Here is a 7,595-nt window from a genome sequence, read left to right on the forward strand (position 1 = left end):
TTTCATCAAAGTGACTATTTTTATATTCAGGTAATTGAATAATAAAAAATGGAAAATCTTCGTGATAAGCACGACGCCAGCTTTGAATCAATGTCTTAAGTAGCTCACTGTAATACATATACTGTGGACTATCTTCCTCCCCCTGATACCATAACACTGCTTTGACAGGATAATCAAGAGTACATTTAAACATATGTTCATAAAGACTACCTGGTCTTCGATAATCATAATAACCTTTTGGAGGAGGCCATGGAGTATGTCCTACAATATTCTTAATTTGGGAAAGAGTCATATCAGGATGTGTATTAATACATTCCTTTAACTCTTTTTGATAGTTATTAAATACATTGTAATACTTTTCGGTTTCTTCTTTTTGTATATCTAATGATGGTAAATCATCATAATACGGATCATATACATTCTCTTTAAGTACATTGTTCTTTTTAAGAACTTCTTCTTCAATCCAGCATGAAGCACTTGTACCACCTTTATTATTAGAAATAATACCGATTGGTATATCTTCATCAAGATAATAACTAAAAAATGAAGCCACTGCAGAAAAGGATGACACTGTTTCTTCATTAAGTTCTTTCCATCTTTGATTATCGTCCTCAAAAGGATAGATATACTTTGGGACTGTCATGATACGAACATTAGAACGATATAAAGGAAGTTTCTTTTCCTTTGACTCTCTCATCTCTAATTCCATATTAGATTGTCCTGCTGCAAGATAAACATCACCTACAAGAATATCATTCAATACAAGCATATCTCTATCATCTGTAAGAATCATACGATAAGGTCCACCAGGTTGTTCTATTTTAAATGATATCTGCCATCTCCCATCGTTGACAGGCACTTTATATTCCTTTTTTAAAAAAGTCATTCTTACTTCTTTTTCTTCAGAAGTACCTGAAAGAATTATATCTTTATTTCTTTGTAGAACCATATGATTTGAATATGGATAATCTAATTCCATTTTTAACACCTACTTCTCAAATTTATAATCTATTGAATTCAATATCTCTTTTAATGACTCTAATTTATCTGATTTATTATAATTTAGATAATGTGTATAGATAATATCCGTCATGACTAAAGCAGGAAACTCAGCAGAAATAATATGTGACACTGTCACATTCTTCACATGAGCCACCTTAACAATTTCATCAATAATATCATCATGATAAGCACGCTGCATAGAAGTCATAAGAACTGTTGTCGCATTCTTTTCATGCGCACGTTTAAGTCCTGCAACAACATTTGGATTACTTCCTGAAATAGAAATTCCTATTACTAACGACTCTGACTGAACACGTGGACTATTAGCAGTAATATCACTTTCTGAGTTAATAGCTTCCGCATCAAGACCTAAACGTATTAAACGTGATGCAAATTCCTTTGCGACAAGACCACTTGAACCAATGCCATAAATAAACACTCTTTTTTTTGAATCAAGAAGCTTTGCGATACGTATAATCTGATTATTATCCACTATCTGATAAGTCTGTTCCAATACTTCCTGATATTTATGTATAGAAAATGATGTTAATTGATCTAAACGCTTATTTTCTTTCATATTCGCATTAAAAGAAAAAACAAACTCTCTATAGCCACTAAAACCTAATTTCTTTGAGAATCGAGATAAAGACGCTTCTGAAACATATATTGTGGAAGCAACAGCCTTACTAGAAAAATCTTCTATTGTTCCATGAAGAAAATAGTCCGCAATCACTTTTTCTACTTGTGTAAAACTATCATATTTCTCTTCAATCATCGTTTTTGTACTTTTTAAATAATTATCCATATTATCACCCAAAACTATTCTATCACAAAATCATAGAATCATTGATGATATGCGTAAGGAGCTGATAGCCCTTCTCATTGGGATGAAGGCCATCTTCAAGTAATAATTCTTTTTTGTTTACAAATGAATCAAATGCATTAATGTAATTAACACTATCACCTAGATACTCCACAAAATGTTCATAAATATCTTTTAGAAATGCATTTGAACGTATACCACGCGCATGAGGATATCCTTGAATATCTTCATCACAAGGTAATGGTGAAAGAATAGTAATACGACAATTAGGTAAGTTCTTCTGTATTATACTTACTAACATCTGAATATTCGAGGCAATCTGACGGGGTGAATGTGTCACTGTGTTACCAAGATCATTTGTCCCTACATGTAATAAAACCTGAGCAGGTTTATATTTAATAACTGCTTCATCTACAATCCATAACAATTCATCTGTTGTAGCCCCTGCAATACCACAATTATAAATAGTCTTTTCTGGGAAATATTGATTCATATCATAAAACTCTATAATAGAATCTCCAAAAAATACTGTTTGTCCAGACTGTGCTGTCTTTTGGTTATAAATAATATCTAACATTCTTTTAAGAGCATCTTCTCTTAATTGGTAAATGCCAGGATTATAAATCATCTGTTCTCTCATTTGAACTTCACTCCTATCTCAAACATACGATGCCAAGGCATAATAACTTCTATAGAATTAATTGGATACTTATGAGAAATATTTAAAGTAGAATACTCTTTTAATAATGCCTCACCAATTCTTTTTTCTACTAAATCCTCTTTATCTTTAAAATCATAATAAGAAAGTCCAAGTTCAGGTAAATCTTCCTCAATCACCTTTTGTCTTACTTTAGCTTGATAGAAAACATCCTCTATCAAATGATATACAGTATTAGGTGCATGAATCTCTCCAACCTGTATTTCAGAAAGAACAGTCCCTGTTGTATTGCAGTTCGTATTCCATCCTGCATAACCCTTTAATTCTTCTAGAAGATTATAATGATCAAGATATCGAATCAATTCATAATCTCCACCATTCGCATAAGCACTATCAATCACACCTACACTTCTACCTTCTTCAACATATTCCTTAATTCTCTCCACAAAGCTCATTAACTGTCGATAGCTTGAATAAGAGACATCCTTTTTCTTGTCAAATGATTCCTGCATAATTTTTCCTGGGCAATTCACTGCCAGAACTATATTTGCGTTTGAATCATCCATTACAAGTCTTGCCCCTGTTACAAGGATATGTGATTTTAAGCTTTCAAACATAGGTCTATCCTCATAAAGAGGTACAACCTGTGGACCAAGTGTAGAAGCATAAAATGGATAAATCTTAGGATGAACCTGATAGTAATCATTATAAGCTCTCGTCATAAGGGACATACCAACTTCATCAGCACCTGGATAAACCATTACCTTGAATTCTAAACACTTTTCTTTAATTTCTTTAAGAATGATCTTCTGATCTTTTGCGGTATAACCAAAAGGTGAAGAATCATCTTGTGGAATAACAAGAAAATCAATAACATTGTTTTCTAATAATTCAAGTGTTTTTGAATTCATTCTACAGTTTATAAGTCGTCTGTCTTCATAGTCTCTGATTACTTCTTCAGGTATATGAAGACTATTCTTTTCAATTTCTTCTTCACTCGTTAATGTTTCTCTTTCTTCTTTATCCTCTAAATACTTCTTTTTAAAGAGTGCATAACCATAATCTTCATAATAATCTGGCTCCTCCTCACTCGAATTATATTGAGGACAACGCATAATACATTGAAATGCATATATTTTAAGATGAGGATTAAGTGTCTTTAATTCCTGAAGAACATCTAGATGTTCTTCTAGAATATCCTCTGTAAGATGATGCAGTCTTGAAGAAAGTAATCCTCCATAAAGAAGCATATCTAGTGAAATAACTAAAGCATCCTGAGTGACTGCTTCTTTTAATAAATACTGTCTAATCTTATTAAATGAAGCAGGAATCTTCTTTTTTGGCAGGATATCCAATGGAGGCATTGTAAGATGAACTGAATGGTTAGAAGACACAATCATCTGAGGATAAATATAATTACATGGTCTTTCATCAAGTGGTAATAATAAGATACGCATACTACTCCTCCTTTATCTTTTCTAAAGCTTCTAAAATACTTTCTACGCAAATAGCACCTTCTACTTCTTCTTTTACATAATAGAATCGATGTGCATATTCCAACATTGCAAGATCACTTTCACTATCACCAATTGCATAGACTTCATCCTCTGGATACATGGTGCGAATAGCTTCTCCCTTAGATATATGTAATGGAACAATTTCTAATGATGTCTTACTTGTAAGAATCGCATCTACCTGTGTAAATTTCTTCTTTATAACTGTTTGAATTTCTTTTAAGTAATCCTCTTCCCCTACAACAAGATAAAGTATAACAGGTTGATAGGGTATAATGTCTTTAAAATCCTCTTTAATAATTGATGAATCGTAAAATTCTTTTGGAAAATCCGGATCCCTTGGACTCATCCAATAACGATTAGATACTGTATTCATCTCTACTCTTACATTATACTCCTTTAGTAAATCATAAATTCCCATGGCATCTCGTTTATCTAACAAAGCAGCATTTAATTGATTTCCTTGATAAATCACAGCACCATTTTGAGATATTCTCTCAGTAATACCTAGATGATACTTTCTATTGATGGCTACAATATCATGATCTAATCGACCAGTGCATATAGCAAGTCTATAGCCTGATTCTTGATAATCATTAAGGAGAGAAAGGGTCTTCTCTCCTCCAATGATTTCATTCTTTGTATCAAGTAATGTGCCATCTAAGTCAAACACGATTACTTTCATAAATTATTTTTCTTCTTCCTTTTCTAATTCTTTATCCATTGCCTTAACAAATGGCATATAAATCAAAACAGAAATAACTAAACAAATAGCAGCTGTGATTAAACCGCCAATCTTACCACCTGTTGCAAGGAAACCACCAATTAGAGGAGGTGTAGTCCAAGGTGTCATAACATATGTATAACCCATAAATCCAGTGACAGTCGCAAGTGTACCAATACCTAAGCTGACAAGTGTTACAAGAATCATAGGAATAATTAATACTGGGTTCATTACTACTGGTAAACCAAACATGATTGGTTCAGAAATATTGAATAGTGATGGAATAAATCCAAGCTTTGCGATTTGTTTATAGTCTTTACGTTTAGAAACAATTAAAATAGCAAGAACTAATGCAAGCATATTTCCTGCGCCACCCATGAACATTAAAGAATCAGTAAATGGTTTTGTAAGAATATGAGTTGCAGCATGACCTGCAGTAATTGCAGCAGCATTCTGTGTTAAGTTAATTAAGAAAATAGGTTCTAGGATAGGCTGTGAAATAATATAACCTGTATGAATACCAAATCCCCATAAAAGCATATATAAGAAATAAATCACTACAATACCAACTGGAGAAGTGATAATTGCAGTAAGTGGAGTCTGAATAAAGTTAAAGATCAAGTCATTTAAAGGTGTACCTACTGCATTTGTAATAAATCTTACAATACCAAAAATAAACATAGTAATAATAACTGGAATCATACTATTAAAGCTTCTAGCAATACCACTAGGAACAGAATCAGGCATCTTGATGATCAATGCTTTACATTTCATTAATCTTCTCATGATTTCTACTGTCGCAAATGCAGCAATAAATGCAGTAAATAAACCAGCAGCACCTAAATAATATGTTCTTATATATTCTCCTGCTTTTGCATCTGTTCCAAAAGTAGTAATAATCAAGAAACATACAACTGCAGTGACTGAAACAGCGTCTTCATCAATCTTATACTCTTTAGCCAAGTTCTTAGCTAATAGATAAACAATTAATAAAGCCATAATATTCATACCAGCGCTACCAATAGCACCAAGAACATTCACAATATCTAATCCCTGGAACCCAAACCATTTATCAAAATAGTTTCCTTTTCCTAAGAATACACTATTCAATAGTGTACATAATGAGCAGCCAATGATAATTGGCATAATAGTTACAAAAGCATTTCTAATAGCGGCTAAGTATTTATTCTTTGATAACACTTCCGCAAATGGCAGAATCTTATCTGCAATCTTATCCATTAAAGCGTTCATTTTATTTTTCTCCTTCTATTACATCTGTAAATCTCTTTGTAATGACTTGTGGTCTTGTAATAATAGAACCTACCACTACGCTATAACATCCTAGTTCTAATACACGTTTTGCTTTTTGAGGAGTATCGATATTTCCCTCTGCAATAACTGGATGTTTAACCTTTTTTAAGATGTCTCTTATGATTTTAAAATCATCCGCATTGATCTGATTCCCCTTGCTTTGGTTGGTGTAACCAACTAATGTCGTTCCAATGAAATCAAATCCTAATTCATCAGCATATACTGCCTCTTCTACAGTACTGCAATCTGCCATGAATAATTGTTTAGGATGATTTTCTTTTACTTTCTTGAAGAAAGCATCTAAAGATATACACCCTGGACGCGTGCTTATTGTTGCATCCATCGCAATGATGTCACATCCCACCTGAACAAGATGATCTACATCTTCATAAGTTGGTGTAATATAAACATCACTGTCTTTATAGTCTCTTTTAATAATCCCAATAACAGGTAATGGAACTGCCTTCTTGATTGCTTCAATATCTTTAACAGAATTTGCACGAATTCCTTTTGCGCCACCCTGCATTGCAGCAACAGCCATGCGTGACATAATCAAAGAAGAGTGAAGCGGTTCATCTTCCAAAGCCTGACAGGAAACTATTAAATGTTTTTTTATTTCCCCAACCATTTTATGTTCTCCTTTCATTACCAATCATAATCAGACTTCCTCATCACTTCAATGAATCTTGCGGGTTTGGAATCTACTTTCAAACAAATAAAAAAAGAACCTCATAACGAGATTCTTATAAGAAAGCACTTTCATATCATCTAGAAGAACTTATATTCCTTTAATAGGGCTTCTAGATCAGAGCCCTCTATTCTTTTTAACAACTCTTTTAAGACAAGACGTTTTGTGAATGACTGACTTTCCATGAAAGTCTCATCACCATATAAAGATGAGAAGACACTTAAATAGTCTTCAATAAAATAACGATAAGATGGAATACTTCTAGTGATATGTAATAAACTATACACTGCATTCATTGCGGTATGTACGAGATAATCTAAGCTTCCTGGATATTATAAGGTAATGAGACACCTCCTCCTATATAGGCATAGTTTGTTCCATTGGTATGTGCTTCTAGATATTCTATAATAGGTACAATCACTGATTCATACACGCAATACTTAGGAGAAATCATACATTGTGTTGTCAATATATGCATATAACGATGTAATGTCACTTTAAAAGAATAAGCATCATTGACTTGAAATAAAGCATGCCAATAACAGTAGAAATCAGATTCCATAAAGTCCTGACTGAATACATCTTTAACCTGTTTATCTTCTAATTGTTCATCTGAAGTAAAGAAGAAATGAACAAATTCTGATATCAATTGGTCACCCTCAATTGTAAAATAAAACTGGAATTAAATTTTTATATATATTTACCATGTAAAAATTGATATCTTTTCTTAAAATAAGTATTTAACATAATCTTGCAGGCAATGTAGTATTCGTACAATCAAAATAGCTTCTTTAGTATTTTTATAAAATATAACGCTAAGTTTATGAAAAATGTTGCTACTAGATCATTAAATTTAACTTAACGCCTATTTTTCT

9 protein-coding genes are annotated in these 7,595 nt (G+C 32.5%); all 9 read right to left on the reverse strand.

All coding sequences use genetic code 11. From position 1 onward, the window contains the following. Positions 1–979: sialate O-acetylesterase (locus QVO42_RS08400; RefSeq protein ID WP_288164162.1), on the reverse strand; the 979-nt coding region annotated here is incomplete at its 3' end. A 9-nt stretch (positions 980–988) separates the two neighbouring features. Continuing rightward, positions 989–1,807: a MurR/RpiR family transcriptional regulator gene (locus tag QVO42_RS08405; RefSeq protein WP_022425673.1), complete on the reverse strand. Its 819-nt coding sequence runs from the start codon at positions 1,805–1,807 to the stop codon at positions 989–991. A 22-nt stretch (positions 1,808–1,829) separates the two neighbouring features. Further along, positions 1,830–2,465 (reverse strand): SGNH/GDSL hydrolase family protein, encoded by a 636-nt coding sequence (locus tag QVO42_RS08410; RefSeq protein ID WP_022425674.1) that lies wholly within the window; start codon positions 2,463–2,465, stop codon positions 1,830–1,832. Beyond that, on the reverse strand, positions 2,462–3,940 hold the full coding sequence (locus QVO42_RS08415; RefSeq protein ID WP_022425675.1) for a DUF4127 family protein: 1,479 nt from the start codon (positions 3,938–3,940) through the stop codon (positions 2,462–2,464). Before QVO42_RS08415 ends, QVO42_RS08410 begins: the two co-directional genes overlap by 4 nt. A 1-nt stretch (position 3,941) precedes the next feature. Further along, positions 3,942–4,682, reverse strand: coding sequence for an HAD-IIB family hydrolase (locus QVO42_RS08420; protein WP_022425676.1), 741 nt, complete (start codon positions 4,680–4,682; stop codon positions 3,942–3,944). 3 nt (positions 4,683–4,685) lie between these two features. Continuing rightward, entirely contained in the window at positions 4,686–5,972 is a 1,287-nt protein-coding gene (locus QVO42_RS08425; protein WP_022425677.1) for a PTS sugar transporter subunit IIC, read from the reverse strand. Position 5,973: 1 nt separating this feature from the next. After that, complete coding sequence (locus QVO42_RS08430) at positions 5,974–6,660, reverse strand: N-acetylmannosamine-6-phosphate 2-epimerase (protein ID WP_022425678.1); 687 nt, start codon at positions 6,658–6,660, stop codon at positions 5,974–5,976. 140 nt (positions 6,661–6,800) lie between these two features. Then, positions 6,801–7,007 (reverse strand): hypothetical protein, encoded by a 207-nt coding sequence (locus tag QVO42_RS08435; protein ID WP_288164163.1) that lies wholly within the window; start codon positions 7,005–7,007, stop codon positions 6,801–6,803. 29 nt (positions 7,008–7,036) lie between these two features. Then, the gene (locus QVO42_RS08440; RefSeq protein WP_022425680.1) at positions 7,037–7,369 is read right to left on the reverse strand and encodes an oleate hydratase; all 333 of its coding nucleotides are present in this window, start codon (positions 7,367–7,369) and stop codon (positions 7,037–7,039) included. Between the last annotated feature and the right edge of the window lie 226 nt (positions 7,370–7,595).

Origin of the sequence: Catenibacterium sp. CAG:290, from assembly GCF_000437715.1 — a bacterium.
GTDB lineage: Bacteria > Bacillota_I > Bacilli_A > Erysipelotrichales > Coprobacillaceae > Catenibacterium > Catenibacterium mitsuoka_A.

Coding starts and splice junctions, on each gene's coding strand:
- QVO42_RS08405 (WP_022425673.1), bottom strand. CDS start 1,807: ATGGATAATTATTTAAAAAGTACAAAAACGATGATTGAAGAGAAATAT.
- QVO42_RS08410 (WP_022425674.1), bottom strand. CDS start 2,465: ATGAGAGAACAGATGATTTATAATCCTGGCATTTACCAATTAAGAGAA.
- QVO42_RS08415 (WP_022425675.1), bottom strand. CDS start 3,940: ATGCGTATCTTATTATTACCACTTGATGAAAGACCATGTAATTATATT.
- QVO42_RS08420 (WP_022425676.1), bottom strand. CDS start 4,682: ATGAAAGTAATCGTGTTTGACTTAGATGGCACATTACTTGATACAAAG.
- QVO42_RS08425 (WP_022425677.1), bottom strand. CDS start 5,972: ATGAACGCTTTAATGGATAAGATTGCAGATAAGATTCTGCCATTTGCG.
- QVO42_RS08430 (WP_022425678.1), bottom strand. CDS start 6,660: ATGGTTGGGGAAATAAAAAAACATTTAATAGTTTCCTGTCAGGCTTTG.